This window comes from Sanyastnella coralliicola (genome assembly GCF_030845195.1).
Taxonomy (GTDB): domain Bacteria; phylum Bacteroidota; class Bacteroidia; order Flavobacteriales_D; family Sanyastnellaceae; genus Sanyastnella; species Sanyastnella coralliicola.
In genome coordinates, this window is record NZ_CP132543.1 from 983,799 (window position 1) to 1,004,597 (window position 20,799).

At 46.7% G+C, this 20,799-nt stretch carries 23 protein-coding genes; 13 read left to right on the forward strand and 10 right to left on the reverse strand.

The window, feature by feature from the left end; genetic code table 11:
* Positions 1 to 38: 38 nt before the first annotated feature.
* Positions 39 to 659 carry an NUDIX hydrolase gene (locus RA156_RS04175; protein WP_306643070.1) on the reverse strand — a complete coding sequence of 207 codons (621 nt, stop codon included), beginning with the start codon at positions 657 to 659 and terminating at the stop codon, positions 39 to 41.
* Positions 660 to 815: 156 nt separating this feature from the next.
* Between RA156_RS04175 and RA156_RS04180 the strand changes: the two genes are divergently transcribed.
* Positions 816 to 1,634 carry a 2,3,4,5-tetrahydropyridine-2,6-dicarboxylate N-succinyltransferase gene (locus RA156_RS04180; RefSeq protein ID WP_306643072.1) on the forward strand — a complete coding sequence of 273 codons (819 nt, stop codon included), beginning with the start codon at positions 816 to 818 and terminating at the stop codon, positions 1,632 to 1,634.
* On the opposite strand, the gene RA156_RS04185 is transcribed toward RA156_RS04180, so the two are convergent.
* The 5 genes from RA156_RS04185 to RA156_RS04205 all read right to left on the reverse strand — a co-directional run bounded on the left by RA156_RS04185 (position 1,631) and on the right by RA156_RS04205 (position 5,852).
* On the reverse strand, positions 1,631 to 2,851 hold the full coding sequence (locus RA156_RS04185) for a BamA/TamA family outer membrane protein (protein WP_306643074.1): 1,221 nt from the start codon (positions 2,849 to 2,851) through the stop codon (positions 1,631 to 1,633). The genes RA156_RS04180 and RA156_RS04185 overlap by 4 nt on opposite strands.
* 10 nt (positions 2,852 to 2,861) lie before the next feature.
* Positions 2,862 to 4,385: a DUF547 domain-containing protein gene (locus RA156_RS04190; RefSeq protein WP_306643075.1), complete on the reverse strand. Its 1,524-nt coding sequence runs from the start codon at positions 4,383 to 4,385 to the stop codon at positions 2,862 to 2,864.
* Positions 4,386 to 4,527: 142 nt separating this feature from the next.
* Positions 4,528 to 4,764, reverse strand: coding sequence for a hypothetical protein (locus tag RA156_RS04195; RefSeq protein WP_306643077.1), 237 nt, complete (start codon positions 4,762 to 4,764; stop codon positions 4,528 to 4,530).
* Positions 4,765 to 4,789: 25 nt separating this feature from the next.
* Complete coding sequence (locus RA156_RS04200; RefSeq protein WP_306643078.1) at positions 4,790 to 5,152, reverse strand: hypothetical protein; 363 nt, start codon at positions 5,150 to 5,152, stop codon at positions 4,790 to 4,792.
* Between the two features lie 55 nt (positions 5,153 to 5,207).
* On the reverse strand, positions 5,208 to 5,852 hold the full coding sequence (locus RA156_RS04205) for a hypothetical protein (RefSeq protein ID WP_306643080.1): 645 nt from the start codon (positions 5,850 to 5,852) through the stop codon (positions 5,208 to 5,210).
* 105 nt (positions 5,853 to 5,957) lie between these two features.
* On the opposite strand from RA156_RS04205, the gene RA156_RS04210 reads away from it, so the two are divergent.
* The 3 genes from RA156_RS04210 (at position 5,958) to RA156_RS04220 (ending at position 9,145) form a co-directional block, all read left to right on the forward strand.
* Positions 5,958 to 7,169: an MDR family MFS transporter gene (locus tag RA156_RS04210; protein ID WP_306643082.1), complete on the forward strand. Its 1,212-nt coding sequence runs from the start codon at positions 5,958 to 5,960 to the stop codon at positions 7,167 to 7,169.
* Between the two features lie 225 nt (positions 7,170 to 7,394).
* Positions 7,395 to 8,129, forward strand: coding sequence for a YebC/PmpR family DNA-binding transcriptional regulator (locus tag RA156_RS04215; protein ID WP_306643084.1), 735 nt, complete (start codon positions 7,395 to 7,397; stop codon positions 8,127 to 8,129).
* A 110-nt stretch (positions 8,130 to 8,239) separates the two neighbouring features.
* The gene (locus RA156_RS04220) at positions 8,240 to 9,145 is read left to right on the forward strand and encodes a glycosyltransferase family 9 protein (protein ID WP_306643085.1); all 906 of its coding nucleotides are present in this window, start codon (positions 8,240 to 8,242) and stop codon (positions 9,143 to 9,145) included.
* 57 nt (positions 9,146 to 9,202) lie between these two features.
* Here RA156_RS04220 and RA156_RS04225 read toward each other — a convergent pair whose 3' ends face one another.
* Positions 9,203 to 9,547 carry a hypothetical protein gene (locus tag RA156_RS04225; protein WP_306643087.1) on the reverse strand — a complete coding sequence of 115 codons (345 nt, stop codon included), beginning with the start codon at positions 9,545 to 9,547 and terminating at the stop codon, positions 9,203 to 9,205.
* Between the two features lie 342 nt (positions 9,548 to 9,889).
* On the opposite strand from RA156_RS04225, the gene porM reads away from it, so the two are divergent.
* Positions 9,890 to 11,491: a type IX secretion system motor protein PorM/GldM gene (gene porM / locus RA156_RS04230; RefSeq protein ID WP_306643088.1), complete on the forward strand. Its 1,602-nt coding sequence runs from the start codon at positions 9,890 to 9,892 to the stop codon at positions 11,489 to 11,491.
* 93 nt (positions 11,492 to 11,584) lie between these two features.
* Positions 11,585 to 12,709 (forward strand): DNA polymerase III subunit beta, encoded by a 1,125-nt coding sequence (gene dnaN, locus RA156_RS04235; RefSeq protein ID WP_306643090.1) that lies wholly within the window; start codon positions 11,585 to 11,587, stop codon positions 12,707 to 12,709.
* 128 nt (positions 12,710 to 12,837) lie between these two features.
* On the opposite strand, the gene RA156_RS04240 is transcribed toward dnaN, so the two are convergent.
* The gene (locus tag RA156_RS04240; RefSeq protein ID WP_306643092.1) at positions 12,838 to 13,587 is read right to left on the reverse strand and encodes a rhomboid family intramembrane serine protease; all 750 of its coding nucleotides are present in this window, start codon (positions 13,585 to 13,587) and stop codon (positions 12,838 to 12,840) included.
* Positions 13,588 to 13,653: 66 nt separating this feature from the next.
* Between RA156_RS04240 and RA156_RS04245 the strand changes: the two genes are divergently transcribed.
* The 3 genes from RA156_RS04245 to RA156_RS04255 all read left to right on the forward strand — a co-directional run bounded on the left by RA156_RS04245 (position 13,654) and on the right by RA156_RS04255 (position 15,821).
* Positions 13,654 to 13,914, forward strand: a complete 261-nt coding sequence (locus RA156_RS04245; protein ID WP_306643094.1) for a hypothetical protein — start codon at positions 13,654 to 13,656, stop codon at positions 13,912 to 13,914.
* Positions 13,915 to 13,944: 30 nt separating this feature from the next.
* Positions 13,945 to 14,832 carry a nucleoside phosphorylase gene (locus tag RA156_RS04250; protein WP_306643096.1) on the forward strand — a complete coding sequence of 296 codons (888 nt, stop codon included), beginning with the start codon at positions 13,945 to 13,947 and terminating at the stop codon, positions 14,830 to 14,832.
* 95 nt (positions 14,833 to 14,927) lie between these two features.
* Complete coding sequence (locus tag RA156_RS04255) at positions 14,928 to 15,821, forward strand: transglutaminase-like domain-containing protein (protein WP_306643097.1); 894 nt, start codon at positions 14,928 to 14,930, stop codon at positions 15,819 to 15,821.
* On the opposite strand, the gene RA156_RS04260 is transcribed toward RA156_RS04255, so the two are convergent.
* Both RA156_RS04260 and RA156_RS04265 read right to left on the reverse strand, forming a co-directional pair.
* On the reverse strand, positions 15,790 to 16,377 hold the full coding sequence (locus RA156_RS04260) for a sugar transferase (protein WP_306643099.1): 588 nt from the start codon (positions 16,375 to 16,377) through the stop codon (positions 15,790 to 15,792). The genes RA156_RS04255 and RA156_RS04260 overlap by 32 nt on opposite strands.
* Complete coding sequence (locus tag RA156_RS04265) at positions 16,374 to 17,570, reverse strand: DegT/DnrJ/EryC1/StrS family aminotransferase (protein ID WP_306643100.1); 1,197 nt, start codon at positions 17,568 to 17,570, stop codon at positions 16,374 to 16,376. The genes RA156_RS04260 and RA156_RS04265 overlap by 4 nt, the downstream gene beginning before the upstream one ends.
* A 497-nt stretch (positions 17,571 to 18,067) precedes the next feature.
* Between RA156_RS04265 and RA156_RS04270 the strand changes: the two genes are divergently transcribed.
* From RA156_RS04270 to RA156_RS04285, 4 genes are all read left to right on the forward strand, one after another.
* Positions 18,068 to 18,301: a 4a-hydroxytetrahydrobiopterin dehydratase gene (locus RA156_RS04270; RefSeq protein ID WP_306644178.1), complete on the forward strand. Its 234-nt coding sequence runs from the start codon at positions 18,068 to 18,070 to the stop codon at positions 18,299 to 18,301.
* A 2-nt stretch (positions 18,302 to 18,303) separates the two neighbouring features.
* Entirely contained in the window at positions 18,304 to 18,978 is a 675-nt protein-coding gene (locus RA156_RS04275; protein WP_306643102.1) for a Crp/Fnr family transcriptional regulator, read from the forward strand.
* A 62-nt stretch (positions 18,979 to 19,040) separates the two neighbouring features.
* Entirely contained in the window at positions 19,041 to 19,355 is a 315-nt protein-coding gene (locus RA156_RS04280) for a rhodanese-like domain-containing protein (RefSeq protein ID WP_306643104.1), read from the forward strand.
* A gap of 30 nt (positions 19,356 to 19,385) precedes the next feature.
* Entirely contained in the window at positions 19,386 to 20,771 is a 1,386-nt protein-coding gene (locus tag RA156_RS04285) for an MBL fold metallo-hydrolase (RefSeq protein WP_306643105.1), read from the forward strand.
* Positions 20,772 to 20,799: the final 28 nt, after the last annotated feature.

Consider the following 20,799-nt stretch of genomic DNA (forward strand, 5'->3'; position numbering starts at 1 on the left):
CGGTTATCGATTATCGATTATTGTTTTTCGATCGGTTGTCATGACAGCATTTGCCGTAGTTCGGCCAACATCATCGCAGTGGCACCCCAGATGACATGTTCGCCTGGTTTGAATGCGCCTACCTTGACATTTCCGAGGTTGGGGATGGAGATGCGTTCTTGTGTGATGGATGATGCATGGAGAAAGGCTTCCAGAGGGTATTCTAAGATGGCTTCTACTTCGCGTTCGTCTGCGATGAAATCTGGTCGCTCTTCCGCGATAGCGAGATAGGGACGAACAATAAAATTACTAGGAGGGATGTAGACTTCTGTTAAGGAACCGATGACATCAACCTTCTGAGGGATAATACCAACCTCTTCATTGGCCTCGCGGAGAGCTGTGTCTTCGAGGTCTCGATCAGCATCTTCACGCTTGCCGCCGGGAAATGCCACTTGGCCAGAGTGAACTCCATCATAAGTTGGACGAAGAATGAAGTTGAGGTGGGCAATGTTGTCTTTCGGGTAAACCAAGGCCAACACACCGCCTTCGCGGAATGATTCTCCTTTCGCTCGAACCTCTGAAGCGCCGTCGCGAGCGTATGACATGATTGCTTGGTGGGCTTTTGCTCCGGGAAGATCCTGAGCAAATGCTGATTGAATGCGGTCTTTCCAGTCCTTCACGGTGTAAAGGTAGAGAATCTTGTGGTGCGTGGTGCGTGGTTCGTGGTTCGTGGTTCGTGGTTCGTGGTGGGTAGTTCGTGGTTTATTTGATTGGGGTGAGGAAAACTCTGTGTGTTTCCTTCTTGTCTCTCGAAAGGGGTTTAATAATTTCGCGGCATGGATAATCTACAATCAGTCATTGAAGCGGCATGGGACGATCGTTCATTGCTGTCTTCGGAATCAACACAAGAAGCTATTGGGGAAGTAATCGAGATGATCGATAAAGGAAAGCTTCGTGTGGCAGAGCCTTTGGCCGATGGTTCTTGGCAGGTAAATGAGTGGGTGAAGAAGGCGGTGGTTCTGTATTTCCCGATCCGTAAGATGGAGACGATTGAAGTGGGTCCATTCGAATTCCATGACAAGATGAAGCTTAAGACGAACTACAAAGAATTGGGAGTTCGTGTTGTGCCTCATGCGATTGCTCGTTATGGTGCCTACGTAGCTTCAGGAGTGATTATGATGCCGAGTTACGTGAACATCGGTGCTTATGTAGATAGCGGTACCATGGTTGATACGTGGGCTACGGTAGGGTCATGTGCTCAGATTGGAAAAGACGTTCACCTCAGTGGCGGTGTAGGTATTGGCGGCGTATTGGAGCCTCTTCAAGCAGCTCCGGTGATCATCGAAGACGGAGCCTTCATTGGTTCGCGTTGCATCATCGTAGAAGGAGTTCATGTCAAGAAAGAAGCGGTACTTGGAGCAAACGTCACTTTGACGAAGAGCACACGTATCATTGATGTGACTGGTGATGAGCCTGTAGAATATCGAGGTGTTGTTCCAGAACGATCAGTAGTGATCCCTGGTTCGGTTCCAAAGGAATTCAATGCTGGAACCTACCATGTGCCAGTAGCGCTGATCATCGGGAAGCGTAAGGAGAGCACAGATAAAAAGACATCGCTGAACGATGCGCTTCGTGAGAACGACGTAGCGGTTTAGAAGTAATGTCCAAGACCCAGAACAATTCCGCGTTGCTGGTCATCCATAGTATTCACTCCGTAATCAATTCTTAATACCGCCTGATTTGAACGGGTCCAGATGAGGCGTGTACCTAAACCAACAAAGTGAACCAAGTTTTCATTCATGGTCAGTTGGTCAAAGTCGCCGCCCGGAGTTCTCCAATTCCCTAGATCTGAGAAACCGACGATTTGTCCAGCGAAATTGCCCTTGGCGAAGAATTGCTGACGGTACTCCAAGTTCAGCACAGCCACAGCTGTTCCGCGGTCTACGCGATTACCCACACCTCGAATGGTGACCTGACTATCAAGAACGAAAGGAGCGAAGGGTGTTTCGTTGTTGCTAGATACTCCTAGTCTTACTCGAGCGGCCAGGTTTCCACCCATGGCTTGCAATCTTCGGAAGTAGAGAATGTCAGCCCAGTAAATCAAGAAAGCATCATAGCCGCTGTCAATGTCGTCGATAACTTGGAAGTGCTGGTTGATTGACCAACCACCGAAGTTGATAGCATGACGGTTCACGCGATCAATGGAGTGCGTAAGCTTGTAAAGTACTTTTCGAATCTTAGCGGAAGCAGGAGCTCCTTGAATGAATATATCGTCGCGCTGCTCGTAATCTTCATAAAGAAAGCTCGCACCGGCTTCGAGGAAATGACGGTACTTGAATTCTTTGATGATGGTTCCACCAACGGTGTAATTGAGATAACGATAGGTTGATGATAATTCACCGAACTGAAGCGGTTCAAGACTGGCGTAACGTTGGGCTTCGAATGAATATCCCCAGCGGGTTCCTTTTACGTAAGGTACACGTAAACTGAAGTATCCGTTGTGTTCACCTTGGTTGTTGCGATAGAAGGCTGTTCCTTCAATCGAACGGCCGAACAAGCTCAATTCTTTGAGACCGGCTAGGAACCATTGATTGTCTTCGATCCCCCCAAAAGCAACTAAAGGGATCGTTGTGATCCCTTCTTCCACTTTGATGCGGATATAGTTTTTACCGATGGAGTCAACCTCAGCATTGACCACAGCGGGCAGATTTCGAATGCGCTGCACTTTAGACACAATGTCATCGTGCGTATCGCTCGTATCTATTCGAAGGATTTGCAGGAGATGGTCGTCCTTGCACTTTCGGTTTCCAGAAAACTCTACTTGTACTTGCGCTAGCAGCGATGTCGAAAAACATACCGATAACAAGCACACTAAGCCAAGCTTAAGTGTTGATACGTATACCGAAGTTGATCGTTGCTGCTCTTCCATTATTCTCTTGCAAGAATGAGTTTGTGAAGTATGTGTAGAGTGCCTCTACTTCAAATTTCCTTGAGAACTGATATTTCGCTCCCAGTCCGCCTTGATAAAAGTAATCAAGGTCTGGCGACCACGTTGGTGCAAATCCATTTAATGCATAAATCGTGGTGTTAGGCTCAGGGAAATAACTCAAGATCACCGTTGCTGGTGTAGTGAACTTGTTAAAATCAGCTTCTTCACGACCGATGTCTTCCCAAAAGATGTCTAGCTCTGTGAACAGGGAAAAAGAAGAACCCAAGGGGAAGTCATTGAAAATTTGCGTGAAGAGCGTAGGCTTGTTCCAGTCTACGTATGGACTTTCAGCAGTGCCTTCTAAGTCATTTCTCAATGGAATCCATAGCGCGCTTTGAATAGAGAAGTTCGACCACTTCGGTACAGGAGCCCAGCGGATTTTTGGTCCGATCGTCGCAATTTCACTCCTGGAATTGCGGGCATTTCCTCCAAAGTTCTCGAAAGGTGAGGCAGGGAAGGCGAAGTTCGTGTACTGGCGGAATCTGATTTCAACACCAGCATTAAAGCGATCGCTCACTCCATAGAGACTGGTGATCAGCGTAGTAAAGAAGTTGTCGCGGTTTTGCAGTGTCGTTCCATCTCCTGTCGCCTGCGTATATAGGTTGTTGAATATTTTCGTTTCCGTGCTTCCCTTGGGGATCGTAGAAGAAACTACATATCGAATCGCGTTGTTTGCTTGCCCTGGATCTCCGTCAGCAGTTCCCACGTTAGTGGAAGCCATCCCATTCAAATTCCAATCGTATGGAATCGTAGAAATCCTTGCGTCGGTTGGAAGAGGAGAGGTGCGGAAAGAATTGATCCATTCGAGTCGTGCAGCTTTCGAACCGCCAAAGTCTTTGGCGTACCAATCGAAGATCGCAGACCATGAAATCTCGTTTGAAACAGCACCGTATTGAATCACATTCAGATTGCTCATGGCAGCCGTAGTCACAGCATCGAGCTGAGCCTCTAATGTCTCTGGACGAAAAGCCTCACTAATAAGAGGAGGACAACCAATAGCACCACAGACCAAAGCAAAGTGAAGACGCGCATCCGGAAACTCCTTGAAGAGGATTTCTTTCTCGAGAATGTTCAACGATACTTTCTCCCCATTGTGAATGAACTCTTTGGTCTCGAAGAACTGTCCATCATCTTGCACAGAAGCAGGAATGCCTCGGCGAATCACACCTTTGATCACCAGTAGGTTGTAACGGTTGATCATGTATGCTTTACGTTCAGCATCCGTGCGCTCAAGGTTATACCAAGCTTCACCAGCTTCCAACACGTTGTTGAGTTGGAATTCGCTGATCATGGCATAATCAACTCGACCATCCTTCACGTACATCGACATGAATTCGTCGGTCTGCGTAAAAAAGTCTTTCTGGGCGTAGCTGGTCATACTTATTACAGCCAGCAAAATGGCGAGTAGGTGCTTCATTTGATTGCTTTGGTCAAAATTGGAGGTAATAGATCACGTAGAACTCACGGATTGGTAAAGGCTTTTCGCCTTAGGCGTTAGGCTATAGGCTTTAGGCGTTAGTGGGGCTATAGCCTATGGCCTAACGCCTATAGCCTAGTGGCTAAGCCACTGGCTTCATTTCGATGATTCGATCAAGTCGAATTTCGGTGCCGTCTTCTGCTAGGAGAAATTCTTCTCCATTGAGCGCTCGAAGCGTTTTGATGATTAGTGAGTTCGTTACTGTCTTTTCCCCTTCTTTGTACGTCACAGACAGAAGGGTTCTTCGCATAGCGTAAACCTCATAGTGGTCGTATAGACCGCAATCAATAGGTTCGTAGGCCTTCTTGTTCTTTTCCATGATACAAAAGTAGGCCCCGAGTGTCTCATGGATATTCCGAAAAGATCACAGTTTCGTCCACAATGACTTTTGTGACGTGTCTGGTCTTTTTCCCCGGATCTAATAAAGTAAAGTAATCAGGACAGAAAGTCGTGATTGATTCGCCTTCCAGTTGGTAAGCATCTTCTTCGGAAATACCGTATTCAGTTCCCCGATTCATGTAGAATCTGCGTGGATCATCCTTGAGTACAAAGAAAATATCATGGCTTTCAGTGACCCAAACTCGGTCAACGGTACCAGATACTTTTTCGCATTGATCTTCAGGAAGGATGGGAACAGGGCGGAGGGTAAATGCACCCAACGCAATCACGGCCCCCAGAATGAGGACATTGCGTAAGAGTTTCTTCATGATTCAATTAAGTTTTGGTATTGTGAGAACGTAAATCCCTCGTTCCTATTGCCTTTTACATGTAATAGGCGACGTCTCTAAAGACGATTGCAAGTACAAAGAGTGCAAGGAAGATGATACCTAGCCACATGACAATTTTACCTTGCTTTTGGGCACGTTCAGAGTAAACGTAGTACAATGAACCTTGCTTGTCTTGCTTTTTATAGTACGCTAGTATCCAGCCAATTATAGCACTCACAATTGGAGCGATTAGCAAAAGTATATACGCAATAACAATGATCCCGATTTGATCGTTTGGTTCAACGCTATCTTTTTTGTCGTCGATTACCATTGAGGTAATCGGTAGATTCCGATCCTTGGCGATTTTTGAGCTCAGCGCAATGTCAACTTCGTTCCACTCATCGAAGTCACGAAGAACATCCATGATTTCTTCATCGGTGAATGAATAGAGGTAATGATCTTCTGGAATATGATGAAGTTCTTTTTCTGCTCTTTCCACCAGAAAATTCATGGCATCTACATATTGATGTCCATCGACAAGCACCTGAAATTCCTCGTTGATTTTACTGTTTGAGAAGGTCAAGTCAACCGCACCAGAGTTGTCTGCTACGTAAGCATTCACCCCGTCATCAATTAACTGCTTAGCTAATTCTGTGGCTTGCTCACGGTTTTGGTATATGCGAATGAGAGCTTTATTCATGATGATGGCTTTGGCTAAATGTAAGGATGAATCCTTCTTTTTTTCAAGAGAAGGCAACCCTAAGTAACTTTCTCGTGTCTTACGTCTCCTTTCGATCGTAGAATCATGAAAACAAAACTTGCCAAAAGTTACGTTGACACGTTTAGAGGACTGTCAACTGAGGTGTGGTGGCTCGCGCTCATGACATTGATTAACCGCGCTGGAGCGATGGTCATCCCGTTTCTTTCGTTGTATTTGACAGAAGGACTTGGTTTTACCTATGCTCAAGTTGGGTGGATTATGTCTGCTTTTGGTATTGGTTCAGTTGCCGGTTCATGGTTGGGAGGTAAGCTCACCGATCGCATTGGTAACTTCAAAGTGATGGTGATCAGCCTGATCTTTTCAGGTTTATTCTTCATCGGCCTTCAGTTCTTTAGAGAGTTCGAGTGGATCTGTGTTGGTGTCTTTATGACGATGCTCGCTACAGATATGTTCCGTCCAGCCATGTTCGTGGCCGTTGGTTTATACAGCAAGCCTGAGAACAAGGCACGGAGTATCTCTTTGATTCGTCTTGCCATTAACCTTGGTTTCTCTGCAGGTCCGGCCATAGGAGGGTGGATAATCGCCAATATCAGTTACAACGGATTGTTCTGGATCGATGGTGTGACATGTATGATTGCCGCCTTGGTAATTATGCTTACCCTATCGCCGAAAAGAGCCAAAGTAGTCGACGAGCTAGATGAGTCTAAAAAAGGCTTGCCGGAGCATGATGGATTGTTCATGTGGTTCGCATTAGCGATGATGCTGTTCGGCTTTGTCTTCATGCAATACTTCTCTACCGTTCCACTTTACTATGCCGAAGTGAGAGGATTGAGTGAGCCTGATATTGGCCTTCTTCTCGCGTTCAACGGTTTGTTGGTTTTTTTAATTGAAATGCCACTAGTAGACTGGTTAGAAAGAAAGAAGGCGGATCGACTATTGCTCATGCTTTTCGGAGGACTACTTCTGGTATTCTCTTACCTCGTTCTCAATTGGTTCGGCTGGATGGGAATTCTAGTGGTAGGTATGATCCTGATGTCTATCGGTGAAATCGTAGCCTTTCCTTTCTCGAATACTTTCGCGATGGAGCGTTCCAAGCGCGGTAAAGCAGGCGCGTACATGGCAATGTATTCTATCGCGTTCTCGATCTCACACATCTTCGCCCATAACGCTGGTATGCAACTCATTGACAAGGTAGGCTACGAGATGATGCTATATGCGATGGCCGGTCTTGGCCTCATCTGCTGCCTCATCCTCTTCGCGGTGAAGAATATGCAGGATGCGGAGGTTGACGGTTGACGGTGGACGGTAGACGGTTGACGGATGACGGATGACGGTAGTCGGTTGACGGTAGACGGTTGACGGACTCGTTTGTAATCACGATCATCCCGCAAACCGCAAACCGCAAACCGCAAACCGCAAACCGCAATCCGTGTTCCGCGATCCGCATCCCGCGTTCCACATTCCACAGAGTTTTGCTGATGGAGGAGAGTCAATTATATTTGCCCTAAACCAGATCAGACCATGGGAAGAGCATTTGAATACCGCCGTGCGGCGAAGGAAAAGCGTTGGGACAAGATGTCAAAATTGTTCCCGAAACTTGGACGAGCGATTACGGTCGCGGCGAAAGCGGGTGGAACTGATCCTGATATGAACTCTGCGTTGCGTACGGCGATTGCCAATGCGAAGGCAGAGAACATGCCGAAAGATAATATCAAGGCGGCCATTGATCGCGCCTCTGGAAAAGATGCGGCTAACTTCACTGAAACCATTTTCGAAGGAAAAGGACCTCACGGTGTGTTGGTCATGGTGGAGACTGCGACGGATAACAACAATCGTACAGTGGCAAATGTCAAAGCTTACTTTGGCAAATCTGGTGGACAAATGGTCCCAACAGGTTCATTGGAGTTTATGTTTGATCGCAAAGCCATTTTCACTTTCGATAAGACGGACGAGATGGACTTAGAAGACATGGAACTGGAATTGATCGATGAAGGCCTTGAAACCATTGAGTTGATTGAGACCGACGAGGATGATGACAATCCTGATACAGTCCGTGTCGTTGGAGACTACACGAGCTTTGGTAAACTAAGTTCTGCACTGGAAGAGCGCAGCATCGAAGTGAAGAAAGCGAACCTTCAGCGTATTCCTAATTCACCAGTTGAGTTTTCTGATGACCAGCTGGAAGAGATCGAAAAGCTCATCGATAAGTTGGAAGACGACGACGATGTGCAAGCGGTCTTCACGAATATCGCCTAGCCCTGGAGCGCATACTGGTCATACAAACGGCCTTTATTGGTGACGCCATTCTCGCGACGTCGCTCTTAGAGTCTTTGCACCAAAAATATCCGATCGCACAGATTGATTTAGTGGTACGCAAAGGGAATGCCTCTTTGTTTGAGAACCATCCTTTCATTACCACGCTGCATCTTTGGGATAAACGCAAACGCAAATACCGAAGCCTCATTCAGTTGATGTTCACCCTGCGCAAGCAGCGCTATGATCTGGTGGTTAACCTTCAACGTTTTGCTTCTAGTGGTATGCTCACGTGGGCTATGAAGAGCAAGAATAAACGCGGTTTTACGAAGAATCCCATGGCCTTCGTCTACTCTCAAAGCTTTGATCATCGTATCGGAGAGAAGGGGGAGACTGATTTCCAACACGAGATCGAGCGCAATCATGCCATGATTGAGCAGTGGGTTGGGCCGAAGGCTGCTCAACCTCGTTTGTATCCTGCACAAGTGAATGCTTCGGCTAAGCTTGATACACTTTTCGCTAGCGCGGAACGGCAAAGCCTTATTGTCATGGCACCGGCGTCGGTCTGGTTCACAAAGATGTACGCGGAAGAGAAATGGGTAGAGTTGGTTGAAGCCTTCAAAGATCACAAGGTAGCCCTCATCGGAGCTCCAAGTGATGGCGATTTGGTTGAACGAATCATCAAAGCATCAACACATACCGATATACATAATCTCGCTGGAAAATTGAGCTTGTTAGAAAGTGCTCAGTTAATGAAGGAGGCGAAGATGTCATATGTCAATGACTCGGCACCTTTGCATTTGGCTTCTTCCGTTGATGCTCCCGTGACAGCGATTTTCTGTAGCACGATTCCTGAGTTCGGATTTGGACCAGTAGGAGAGAACAGCTGCATTGTTCAATCTCCGAAAGAACTTGCTTGTCGTCCATGTGGCTTGCATGGCAGACGTTCTTGTCCGCAAGGACATTTCCAATGTGCGCTTTCTATTCGCACGGAAGATCTTACGGAAGGGGTGAAATAAAAAATCCCCGCCGAAGCAGGGATTTTCCTCCGGCGAACCGGATTATGTTTTGGTTGATTATTCGCAATCTCCAATGCACAGGTTTCGATCACCTGTCAATTCACGAACGATCTTAATCTCTTCTCCAGCTTGGATGTTCTGATTAACGTACTCCGCTGTAGTACCATCTTCCGCTTTGATTCGAATACGGATAGAAGTCAATTGACCATCTGCCCATTCGATCAAGTCGTAACGGAAATCAATATTCTCTTCCGCAAGTCCGTTGCGGATATCTAGAAGATCATAACGTGAAGCCTCAGAAGTTACTAGGGCTTCGATCTTATCATCAGTAACTGAAACTTGCGCATCAGCTGCAAAAGCAAATGCAAACATTCCGAAAAGTAGAGCTACAACTTTTTTCATAGCGAAGATTATTTCCTGCAAGGTAATGATTTGGTCGAATAGGTTCGACAGAGTATAGATGCAGTCGACCACCAAAAGGTTGCTTAACGAAATCGATAAATGATAAACTATAACTGATAACTAGTGCTACTGCTATTCCTTACACCCTGTTCAGCTTTCGATGATCAGTTATAGTTTATCGGTTCTTGATTATCGATTACTATAAACCAAGAACTAATAACCAAAGACCGAACACGTCATCAATCCCTAGTTATAGATTATCGTTTATCGATTTCCCCCCCGCGTTACGTTTTCAAGTTCCTGCATTATACCCTTGAAACCAACCACAAAAAATCAAGGAAAATGGCAGGAAATAACATGTCTCCCCGACAAAAGATGATCGGTATGATGTACTTGGTACTCACCGCAATGCTCGCACTCAACGTTCAACGTGAAGTCCTGGAAGCCTTCGTAACGCTTGATGAGGGAATCGAACGAGCTGGAGAACAACAAGAGCTGGAGAACGATCGACTCATGAGTGAGATCCAGGCAGCTTATAGTCTTGACCCGACAGGCGTGCGGCAATGGATGGAAGCTGCAGATCAGGTGCGACAGGGTGCCTCTCTCGTACAAACCAAGATTGATTCGTTACGCGTGAAGCTAGTGATGGAGGCCGAAGGATTGGAGCGAAGTGAAGCCGATACGCTCCAACTGAGGTATGTAGAGAAGCAAGACGACATCGACGTTGCTACCTACATTATGGTCGGGGAACAAGAAGATGGCTCTGGTGGTGAGGCAGCGAAACTGCGTGAGCAGATTCTGTCTTACACCGGAGGGGTGAATGATCTCCTCTTCCAGCGCGGACTGGAAGCCATCGACCTGCCAGTTGATTTTTCGTCGAGAATGGTTGACGATATCGAATTAGAATGGGAAGTTCATGCGTTTTACGAGATGCCTTTTGTGGCGAGTATTACCATGATGAGCAAGCTTCAGAATGATATTCGTCGCTTTGAATCAGAAGCATTGAATCGCCTCGCCGGCGAGCTGGATGCCGATGATTTTCCAATTGACACCGTGTTAGCACGAGTGCTTCCTAAATCATCCTACGTATTGCAAGGAGAAACCTATGAAGCAGATATTTTCCTAGGAGGCTTTAGTACCACCTTGGCGCCTGAGATTTTGATCGGTGAATTAGATGAGAACGGACAATTGATCAACGAAGGTCAAGCCCTGGAGGTCAATAATGGAATGGGACATTTCGCCGTAGACACTCGTTCAGAGGGAATTCAATCATACAGCGGTGTCGTCCGCATGCCCAACAAACGTGGACAGGTCATGGAGTTCCCCTTCGAGTCTGAGTACATGGTAGCTCGTCCTTCTGCCACGGTTTCTCCAACGGCTATGAACGTTCTATATAAAGGAGTAGAGAACCCACTTTCAGTTTCGGTACCGGGAGTCCCAAAGGAGAAGACCAGAGTTCGAATTACCGGGAATGGGAACCGCGTTTCGCCCAAAGGTGATGCCTATGAAGTGGTTTTGAACAACAGCGCTCGAGGCACAGTGAGTGTGATTGTAGAGGCAGAGATCGACGGAGGCTATAAGGAAATGGGAAAACAGGAATTCCGTGTGAAGCCGCTACCAAAGCCTTCCGCTCGATTTGGAGATGTAGCAAACTCAGGAGTTATGACGAAAGCCGCCTTTAAGGTTAATTACGTAATTGGAGAGTACGGCGATGACTTCGTGTTCAATCTCCCGCTGAGAGTGACATCGTTCACACTAGCCTACCCTAAAGACGGAGTTAGAGTAGAAAAACCAATTCCTGGCCGTCAGATTCCAAGGGATTTATGGGACCTAATTGACAGAATTCCGCGCAACACAATAGTGACAATCGAGGATATTATAGTAAAGGGTAACGATGGCGTCGAACATGAGGTTTCGCCGATCATTATTAAGATCACCGGCTAGGCTGAAATCATGTGTAAAACTCCCAGTTTAAAATCATGTCGCAGACGAGGGTAAAAGGGTATATTTGTCGCCCTAACCCTAAGGTTTATACCCATGAAGTTCGTTGTAGCTAGCGATAAACTACATAAGCAATTACAGTTGTTGAGCGGAGTGCTAAACAGCTCGAATACATTGCCGATTCTAGATAATTTCTTGTTTGAGCTTTCGCCGAACAAGGCTACGATCTCTGCCTCAGATCTTGAAACTACCATGACTACGGCCATGGAAGTAATGACAGATGACGAAGCAAGTATTGCGATTCCAGCAAAACTGTTGATCGATACCTTGAAGTCATTCGGTAGTTCGTCAATCCCATTGACCTTTAAGATCGATGAGAAGTCTCTAGCGATTGAAGTTACAAGTGACCAAGGACGCTACAAACTAGCCGGAGCTAACGGAAGTGAATTCCCGAAAGCACCAGCTATTGAAAGCGACAAGTCATTTGATATGGATGGTGGAGTGCTTTCGAGCGCTATCAATCGTTCATTGTTCGCCGCAGGAAACGATGATCTTCGTCCGGTAATGAGCGGTTTGTTCTTCGAAATTCACGAAGACAAGATGCACTTTGTGGCGACTGACGCTCACCGCTTGGTTCGCTACACACGTAGTGATGTGCAAGCAGGCGCTGCTGGCAGCTTCATCGTACCGAAGAAGCCGTTGAACTTGCTTAAGAATGTAGTAGCAGGAGCTGATAAAGTGACTGTGACTTACAGCGAAAGCAACGCACACTTTGCGTTCGATGACATCAGCTTGATGTGTCGATTGATCGATGGAAAGTACCCGAACTACGAAGCGGTTATTCCAAAAGACAACCCGAACAAGTTGACAGTGAATCGAGATCAGATGTCACAGTCGATTCGTCGTGTGAGCCTTTTCGCCAACAAGACAACACACCAGGTACGTCTGAAGATTGCTGGTAGTGAGCTTCACATTTCAGCTGAAGACCTTGACTTCGCTAACTCTGCGATCGAACGTATGAGCTGTAATTACACAGGTGAAGACATGGAGATCGGTTTCAATAGCCGATTCATCCTAGATATGTTGAGCAACATCTCTACTGATGAGGTCGTTCTCGAACTCAGCGCACCAAACCGCGCAGGTATCCTACTTCCAGGTGAAGTAGAAGAGGAGGGGGAAGACATCTTGATGTTGGTGATGCCTGTTATGCTTAATAGTTAAGAAGACATCCTCGCCGAAAGGCGTCTATAGAAAGCTCCCTTTTTGGGGGCTTTTTTTTGTCCGGCGTCCGGCGTCCGGCGTCCGAAGGGAAACTCTTACGGATGCCGGACGCCGGATGCCGGAATCTGTTACCACGAGAAATCCCCGTCAGTACTATCGCTCTGATAAAAGCTCCCTCCCTGACGAGGAGGTCTTGAAGAACCGTCTGATTTCGATTCTTCCTCTAATTTTAATTCTTCCTCTAATTTTAATTCTTCCTCTAACCTTAATTCTTCCTCTAACTCTTCCTCGATCTCCCATTGCGTCTTCTCTGCCTGTGGTCCTTGGTTTCGCAAGAGGATCGCGAGTACGACCCCCACAATGGAACCAGCAAGGTGGCCTTCCCAAGAGATTTGTGGGTCAATTGGTAGTACCCACCACACGATACTTCCGTAGAGAAAGGCCACAGCTAGAGCTACGCGGAGGAGTTTTTGGTTCTTTCTTACGATACCGGAGAAGAAAAGGAAAGCGGCCATTCCGTATATCACACCGCTGACGCCTATGTGGTTCCCACCACCTCCAAACGCCCAGAGCAATACGCCAGAGACGAGGTAAATGATGAGAATGGTCTTGAAGGCAATTTCTCGGTAGAAGAAAATGATGAAGGTGCTGAGTGTAAAGAATGAGACAGTGTTACCCCAAATATGCTTGAGGCTCCCGTGAAGGAATGGAGTCGTTAGAATTCCAATCGTTCCTTCCGGTGTTCTTGGACGAGTGCCATAAGCACTCAAGCGATGTCCTGTCTCGTATTCATAGAGCCAAAGAGCCCATATGATCATCAAAAAAGCAAGATTGAAAAGCACTGCATCTATCAACCTCGCACGGTCTTGCTTTTGCATGTTAACGATTGTTAAGTCGGTCACTTATCGTACCTTTCACCGTAATTTGACACAAAGTTCATCACTATGAAGAAGCTCGTATCACTTTTGGTATTTACTGCGTGCATCGCTACTGCTGGTTGGGCGAACAACTCTCCTGACACTCCTGGCGATCCTGAGCAGAAAAAGAACGAAAGTGAATATACGTTTTCTCTAAGCACGAGCTACTTCTCCATCTTCAACATTTTTACGGTAGAAACGGCACAGACTGACAGTCTTCGTCGTCGTACCGATCTATTGCCAAAAGAAGATGAGTTGATGTTTGAAGCAGTGCCGCTCTGGCCTTAAAAAACCAATGCTTCTTCTACCTTTGCCGGCATGAAAGCTCGGCGTACCCTTACCGATAGAATTCCAGAAAGTCAGTTGATTCTTCAACCCAATGGTGCTGTGTATCATTTGGGTGTAACCGGAGATCAAATTGCAGATACTGTTTTGATCGTTGGCGATCCTGATCGTGTACCGATGATCTCTCAGCGATTTGACTCCATTCAACACAAAGTTGCCGGAAGAGAGTTTGTCATTCATACGGGCCGCATCGGCAAGAAAGAGATTACTGTGCTTTCAAGTGGTATTGGTGTAGATAACATCGATATCGTCATCAATGAGTTGGATGCAGCGGTAAACATCGATCCAAAAACCCGTATACCGCGATCAAAGAAGAGGATTCTTCGATTGATCAGATTAGGAACCACTGGAGCTTTGCAGGAGGATATTCCCGTTGGCACGCGCATTGCCAGCGCCTACGCCATTGGATACGATGGTGTGCCTTGGCATTATGACGTAAGCATGCTGGCCGACGAAGAAAAAATTGCGCAGGCCTTCATAGAGCATACCAATTGGCCACAAGAGTTGGCATCGCCGTATGTAGCAAAAGCGGATAAGGTCTTACTTAATACGATTGGCGAAGGCATGGTACATGGAATCACCGTTACAGCAAATGGATTCTATGGTCCTCAGAACCGTGCGCTTCGAGTTCCGTTGCGTGATGCTCAACGAATGGATCAGATGCGCAGCTTCCAAACCAGTGAACATCGCCTCACAAATTTCGAAATGGAGTGCGCGGGTATTTATGCTCTCGGAAGCATGCTCTCGCACCGTGTTCTCACGTGTTGCGTCGTATTAGCAAACCGATACAACGAGGAATTCACAACCGACCCTGCAAAAGCCGTAGAGTCCTTGATCAACGCGGTGTTGGGGCGATTGTAACAAGTTCATTTTAAAAAGTCCGAAGAGATTCGTCTGAAAGCCCTCTACCGTCGGCTAATTTTGGTTTCAGCACTTGAGAACTGCTGCAGACAATCATGAGTTCATCGGAAATTTCAGCCCTTATAACCCTCATTGAAGATCCAGACGAGATCATCTTCTCACAAGTACGTGCAGAATTAGTTGCGCGTGGTGAAGAGATCATTCCTCAGCTGGAACGATACTGGGAGTTCAACCCCTTCGGGGAATTGTTTCAGGATAGAATCGAGAAATTGATTCACAACATCCATTACAATTCGATCAGTACATCACTCCAAACTTGGTCTACTGCCGAAATGAACGACCTCTTGGATGGAGCCATCCTGATCAATAAGTATCAGTACCCTTCTTTCGATGAAGCTGAAGTACGCAAGAATGTGAGCGCCCTGCGCCAAGACATCTGGCTTGAACTCAATGATAATCTGACAGCAATCGAACAGGTGAATGTGATCAACCACATTCTATACACTGTTCACGGTTTCCAAGGCAACAAAACGAATTACACTGCACCCCAGAACAGCTACATCGCAGATGTACTTGCTTCGAAAAAGGGGAATCCTCTAAGTCTTGGGATTCTGTACCAAGTCATCGCAAATAGCCTGGAGATTCCGATTTATGGGGTAAACCTTCCAAACCATTTTATCCTTGCGTACATGGACGAGAACCGCATGGGACTTGCTCCAGGAGGAAATGACAACGGCATTCTTTTCTACATTAACCCGTTCAGCGGTGGAACCATCATCCACAAGAACGAAGTTGATGATTTCCTTATGCACTTGGAGTTACCACAAGAAGTGCGCTACTATCGTCCGTGTCAAAACGCTGATATTATCCGTCGAATGGTGAATAATCTCGTCTTCGCATACGGGCAGCAAGGGAACTTGAATAAGGTGGAAGAGCTAAAGCAGCTGCAAGATTTGCTTAACGCAGGATCTTCCCCAGCGTCTGCATGATCAGTTTGATGTCGTAGACAAGCCCAGATTTCGTTACATACTCCAATTGCAAGGCGAGTTTCTGAGGTAGAATCTCTTCGATATAGGCTTTTTCAGGATCTTCTGATTTTCCTAGAATCTCATCTTCGTCGATGAATTCGATCGACGCAGGGTCAGTCATTCCTGGTCTCACGGATAATACTTGAAGCTGCTCTTCAGAATAGTGCTTGACGTACTTCGGTACTTCTGGACGAGGTCCAACGATGCTCATATCACCCGCTAAAACGTTCAGGAGCTGCGGGAATTCATCAATCTTATACTTCCGAATAAAATAGCCGCTCTTCGTTACGCGAGGATCTTTGCCGCCAATGGTTAGCTGTCCGCGAGACTCGGCATCCTTGTACATCGATCGAAACTTGTAAATGCGGAATTCGCGTTGGTCTTTTCCGACTCTTGTTTGGCGAAAGAAGATAGGGGTTCCATCATCGATGATGATCCATAAAGCTATGACAATGAATAGCGGTAGTAATACTATGATCGCTATCGCGGAAGCGAGCACGTCAAAGAGCCGTTTCATCCTTTCCAGAGTTCTTGAACGGCACGAGATACCCTTGCCACCATTTCTCTCGTCATTCCATACCAAACGGGAAGAGAGATCTCATTTTCATAGGCCTTCCAAGCGTTTGGATAATCAGACATATGGTATCCTTGTTCCTTGTAGAAACTCAACAAGGGAAGTGGCTGGAAATGTACATTGCTCGAAATACCCTGTTCTCTCAACGCTTCGATTAACGCATCACGATCTCTTTCACTTCCGTTGCGTAAACGAAGCTGATACAAATGATAGCTGGTCTCACAATCTGCATCTTGCTGTGGTGGTATAATGAATGGGCCATCTTCGAAGGCCTCGTCGTAGCGTTCACAAATGCTTTTACGGCATGCTAAGGTCTCATCATATCGACCGAGTTCAACCAGTCCCATGGCAGCCTGAATATCCGTCATGTTGCATTTAAAACCGGCCTCGATGATATCATACCGCCAATTCCCATCCGTTTTAGACAAGGCGTCTTTGGTTTGTCCGTGCAAGGCAGAAATGCGCAATCGCCGGTAAAGCTCTTCGTTGTCTTCTTTGTTCTGCAAATTGAAGGCAAGTGCTCCACCTTCAGCTGTGGTCAGATTCTTAACGGCGTGAAACGAATATCCACTGATATCCGCTTGTTGACCAATCTGTTTACCCTTATACGTAGCCCCAAAACTATGCGCAGCATCACTCAGGAAGAGAATACGGCCTAGTTTCTCCTGCTCAGTGGAGTTCGGTCTAAATAGACTTTTCTTTTCGTTAATGACGCTCCAAATGCCGTCATAGTCCACAGGCATCCCACCGATATCCACAGGCATGATCACTTTCGTGCGCTCGGTCACCGCTTCCGCGATAGCGTGAGGATCAATATGGCAATGATCAGGCAAGGAATCAACCAACACTGGCGTAGCCCCAACGTGCATGACAATATTGGCTGTGGCAGCATAGGTATAAGCGGGTAGAATAACTTCATCACCTTCGCCCACACCAAACCAACGTAGCACAAGTTCGCACGCGTTTGTCCATGAATTCAAGGCCAGAACTTTGTCTACACCAATGTATTCAGCCAATTCAGTTTCAAACTGCGCCGTCTTCGGTCCGGTCGTAATCCAACCCGAACGTAGAACTTCCGTAACAGCCTCCACCGTTCGGTCATCAACACGCGGAGGGGAGAAGGGGATGTTGTGCATGCGGCAAATGTACGGGTTCGTTGGTTATTGGTAGACGGTAGGCGGTAGGCAGTAAGCTGTAGGCGGTTGGCCGGGGGAGCATGATTAGTCTGCCTTCGGCGGTTAGCATGGTTAGTTGGTTGACGGTTGACGGTTGACGGTTGACGGTTGACGGTTGACGGTTGACGGTAGACTGTAGACGGTTGACGGTAGACGGTGGACAGGGGGAGCATGATTAGTTCGCCTTCGGCGGTTAGCATGGTTAGTTGGTTATTGGTAGACGGTAGACGGTAGACGGTTGACAGGGGGAGAATGAATAATACGACTCAGACGTATAGAATGTTTAGCTGATTAGGTTCATCCATTCCACGGTCCACGGTCCACGGTCCACGGTCCACGGTCCACGGTCCACAGTCCACCGTCTACCGTCTACCGTCAACCGTCCACCATCAACCGTAAGTGCCTTTGGTCACAAATGGCGCTGTTCTGATTTAATTACCTTTGAGAAAACCGTGATTATGTGGCAGGAAAACGATGATAAGTTAGTTCGGGAGTTCCGCTTTAAGGACTTCGGTGAGGCATTTACATTCATGACTCGTGTGGCAATGATTGCCGAGAAAATGAATCATCATCCAACATGGTATAACGTGTACAATTACGTTCGGATTGAATTGAGTACGCATGATGCCGGCAATAAAATCACGGAGAAGGATTATCGCCTAGCTCGCGCGATAGACGAGTTTCTACAATAGCCATGATAGAAGTTATTCCAGAAGACGTAAAGCAGAAGTTTGAATCTGAATTCAAGCATTTTTCACCTGATTTGAAGTCGTTTTTGACCGAAGTTGGATTAGCGAAGGAATTTAGAGAAGGAGAGGAGATGATGCGCACTGGCCAGTACTTCAAGCATACCATGCTTGTGGTGGATGGTAAGGTGAAGCTTTATCGTGAAGATGAGGAAGGGAATGAATTCTTGCTCTATTACCTCGAACCAGGTTCGGCTTGCGCACTTTCGATGATTTGTGCTACGCGTGCTGAACAGTCGCAGGTGAAAGCTGTGGCGGTTGAAGATGTGACCGCATTGGCCATTCCGATTCAATACATGGATCAATTGATGACCGATCACAAATCATGGTACTACTTTGTTTTAGAGACTTATCGATCGCGATTTGAAGAGCTTTTAACAGTCATCGATCAGGTGGCCTTCCGCAGTATGGATGAGAAGTTGCTCTTCTACTTGCGTAGGCAATTCAAAGCATATCAGTCAGATACTATTCAAACGACTCACCAACAGATTGCCTATGATCTGAATTCTTCGCGTGAGGTAATCTCGCGCCTCTTGAAGAAAATGGAACAGAAAGGCTTCGTAGCGCTGCATCGCAATGCGATCGAACGCAAGAATCTTGACCAAGATCAGTTTCCTTGGTGACCTAGGGTACAGTACATCCAGAGTAAAGTGCTGACATTTGTATCAGAATAAAAACTCAACCCATGTTATTCTTTCGTAATACCAACAAGACATCCGGTGAAGAAATCCGCAAGGAGATTGAGTCAAATGCCGGGATAATTATTGACGTTCGCACCGCTGCAGAACGTGCTATGGGAACACTTCCAGACGCGCAAGCTGCAGATTGGCTTTCAGGAGAAGTTCACGAGAACGCTTCTTCATGGGATCCAGAAAAGCATTACTACCTCTATTGCAGGTCAGGTAATCGCAGTGGACAAGCTGCTTCGTTTCTAAAGGCTCAAGGGTTCAAAAATGTAACAAACATCGGGGCCTACGGTGATCTGAAGAACTCATTCTAACGGCCCTGGTTCAACCTAAATAAGGGAACCATGGAAGTAGTACAACTCTATACTAAGTGCCTAGCACACGGTGCTTATTTCATCTCCTCAAATGGGGAGGCAGCGATTATTGATCCACTTCGTGAAACGGAGCCATATCTTCAAATGGCGGAAGACGAAGGTGTGAAGATCAAATACATTCTCGAAACTCACTTTCACGCTGACTTCGTTAGCGGTCATCTAGACCTAGCGAAGAAGACAGGAGCGAAGATCATTTACGGTCCAACAGCCACTCCAAATTTCGATGCGTATATCGCTGAAGATGGTGAGTTATTGGCTCTTGGAGACTTGACAATTAAAGTGCTCCACACGCCTGGTCATACCATGGAATCAAGCTCTTTTCTTCTCAGAGATAAGGAAGGAAAAGACAAAGCGATTTTCACCGGAGACACGGTGTTCTTAGGTGATGTAGGTCGTCCGGACCTTGCTCAGAAAGCAGCCGATATGACTCGAGAAGAGTTAGCTGGTTTGCTCTTTGACTCTATCCGTGAGAAGATCATGGTCTTAGACGATGATATTATCGTTTACCCTGGCCATGGCCAAGGATCTGCCTGCGGTAAGGCCATGTCGTCAGACACTGTAGATACCCTCGGAAATCAAAAAGAAAGCAACTATGCTCTGCGGTCAGACATGACACGTGATGAATTCATCAAAGAAGTGACAGACGGTTTGCTACCACCTCCTCAGTATTTCCCTTCGAATGCGAAGATGAATAAGATGGGCTATGAGAGTATTGATGATGTGCGCTCACGCGCGGAAAAGGGATACTCCCCAAAAGAGTTCGAGCAAGCGATGAACAAGGAAGGAGTGTTCGTCATCGACACGCGTGATCCTGATGCCTTCACTCAAGGGTTTATCAATGGTTCACTATCCATTGGTTTGGAAGGAGATTTCGCCCCATGGGTAGGTATTCTAGTCAATGATATTACCGCACCTATTCTGTTGATTACCGATGAAGGTCAACGAGAAGAAGCCGTGATCAGGCTAGCTCGTGTGGGTTATGATAATATCCAGGGATACCTCGAAGGAGGCATTCAGGCGTGGCATGACGCTGGAAAGGCACTCGAGACGATCGCATGTGTTTCCGCTCAGGAGTTTGTTGAGTCATGGCCACAACAGCCCGTCGTTGATTCACGTCGATTCAGCGAATACCAAGCTTCGCGTGTAGACGGAGCCATTAATTTGCCACTGGACTTCATCTATGCAGATTTACAGAAGTACCCGGATGAACGATTCTACCTGCATTGCAAAGGAGGATATCGTTCAGTAGCAGCTGCCTCAGTATTAGCTGCCAATGGAATTAAAAACGTCATCAATATAACCGGAGGTTTTGATGCCATGGTCGAAGCAGGCTTGCCTGTTGTCGAACATGCTTAGTGATTTAGTTTTGGCGTCGAACCACCTG

What these genes read in the sequence shown, in the direction of transcription:
- RA156_RS04260 (WP_306643099.1), bottom strand. Translation starts at nt 16,377, where the DNA reads ATGAAACGGCTCTTTGACGTGCTCGCTTCCGCGATAGCGATCATAGTA.
- RA156_RS04205 (WP_306643080.1), bottom strand. Translation starts at nt 5,852, where the DNA reads ATGAATAAAGCTCTCATTCGCATATACCAAAACCGTGAGCAAGCCACA.
- porM (WP_306643088.1), top strand. Translation starts at nt 9,890, where the DNA reads ATGGCAGGAAATAACATGTCTCCCCGACAAAAGATGATCGGTATGATG.
- RA156_RS04210 (WP_306643082.1), top strand. Translation starts at nt 5,958, where the DNA reads ATGAAAACAAAACTTGCCAAAAGTTACGTTGACACGTTTAGAGGACTG.
- RA156_RS04245 (WP_306643094.1), top strand. Translation starts at nt 13,654, where the DNA reads ATGAAGAAGCTCGTATCACTTTTGGTATTTACTGCGTGCATCGCTACT.
- RA156_RS04280 (WP_306643104.1), top strand. Translation starts at nt 19,041, where the DNA reads ATGTTATTCTTTCGTAATACCAACAAGACATCCGGTGAAGAAATCCGC.
- RA156_RS04200 (WP_306643078.1), bottom strand. Translation starts at nt 5,152, where the DNA reads ATGAAGAAACTCTTACGCAATGTCCTCATTCTGGGGGCCGTGATTGCG.
- RA156_RS04190 (WP_306643075.1), bottom strand. Translation starts at nt 4,385, where the DNA reads ATGAAGCACCTACTCGCCATTTTGCTGGCTGTAATAAGTATGACCAGC.
- RA156_RS04285 (WP_306643105.1), top strand. Translation starts at nt 19,386, where the DNA reads ATGGAAGTAGTACAACTCTATACTAAGTGCCTAGCACACGGTGCTTAT.
- RA156_RS04270 (WP_306644178.1), top strand. Translation starts at nt 18,068, where the DNA reads ATGTGGCAGGAAAACGATGATAAGTTAGTTCGGGAGTTCCGCTTTAAG.
- dnaN (WP_306643090.1), top strand. Translation starts at nt 11,585, where the DNA reads ATGAAGTTCGTTGTAGCTAGCGATAAACTACATAAGCAATTACAGTTG.
- RA156_RS04265 (WP_306643100.1), bottom strand. Translation starts at nt 17,570, where the DNA reads ATGCACAACATCCCCTTCTCCCCTCCGCGTGTTGATGACCGAACGGTG.
- RA156_RS04250 (WP_306643096.1), top strand. Translation starts at nt 13,945, where the DNA reads ATGAAAGCTCGGCGTACCCTTACCGATAGAATTCCAGAAAGTCAGTTG.
- RA156_RS04255 (WP_306643097.1), top strand. Translation starts at nt 14,928, where the DNA reads ATGAGTTCATCGGAAATTTCAGCCCTTATAACCCTCATTGAAGATCCA.
- RA156_RS04215 (WP_306643084.1), top strand. Translation starts at nt 7,395, where the DNA reads ATGGGAAGAGCATTTGAATACCGCCGTGCGGCGAAGGAAAAGCGTTGG.
- RA156_RS04240 (WP_306643092.1), bottom strand. Translation starts at nt 13,587, where the DNA reads ATGCAAAAGCAAGACCGTGCGAGGTTGATAGATGCAGTGCTTTTCAAT.
- RA156_RS04275 (WP_306643102.1), top strand. Translation starts at nt 18,304, where the DNA reads ATGATAGAAGTTATTCCAGAAGACGTAAAGCAGAAGTTTGAATCTGAA.
- RA156_RS04180 (WP_306643072.1), top strand. Translation starts at nt 816, where the DNA reads ATGGATAATCTACAATCAGTCATTGAAGCGGCATGGGACGATCGTTCA.
- RA156_RS04225 (WP_306643087.1), bottom strand. Translation starts at nt 9,547, where the DNA reads ATGAAAAAAGTTGTAGCTCTACTTTTCGGAATGTTTGCATTTGCTTTT.
- RA156_RS04195 (WP_306643077.1), bottom strand. Translation starts at nt 4,764, where the DNA reads ATGGAAAAGAACAAGAAGGCCTACGAACCTATTGATTGCGGTCTATAC.